The sequence below is a fragment of the Aquabacterium sp. UBA2148 genome (assembly GCF_002328915.1).
GTDB classification, from domain to species: Bacteria; Pseudomonadota; Gammaproteobacteria; order Burkholderiales; family Burkholderiaceae_C; genus Aquabacterium; species Aquabacterium parvum.
The window spans coordinates 1-249 of sequence record NZ_DCXA01000067.1; the positions used below are offsets into that span (position 1 = coordinate 1).

At 69.9% G+C, this 249-nt stretch carries 1 protein-coding gene; it reads right to left on the bottom strand.

The features are described 5' to 3' along the window. Positions 1 to 249 (bottom strand): histidine kinase (locus tag B2W70_RS03680; RefSeq protein WP_286742974.1); only part of this gene is annotated, 249 nt, incomplete at both ends.

The following is a 249-nucleotide window of genomic DNA, read 5'->3' on the forward strand; positions in this document are numbered from 1 at the left end:
CGGGGCGTGGCGAGCGATCCAGGCCAGGTCGAATTTCACAGCCGTCAGGGCCCCACCGACGTCGTCGTGGATCTCGCGGGCGATGGCGGCGCGTTCTTGTTCGATGCTGGTCTGCAAGTGCTGGGCGAGCTCACGCAACTGCTGGCGCGAGCGGGTCAGCGCGTGGTCGGCGCGCTGCTTGGCGATGCGGGTGCGGTTGGCTTCGATGGCCAGCAGGGCGGCCGGGGCCAGGCGGGCCAGGTTGCTTTT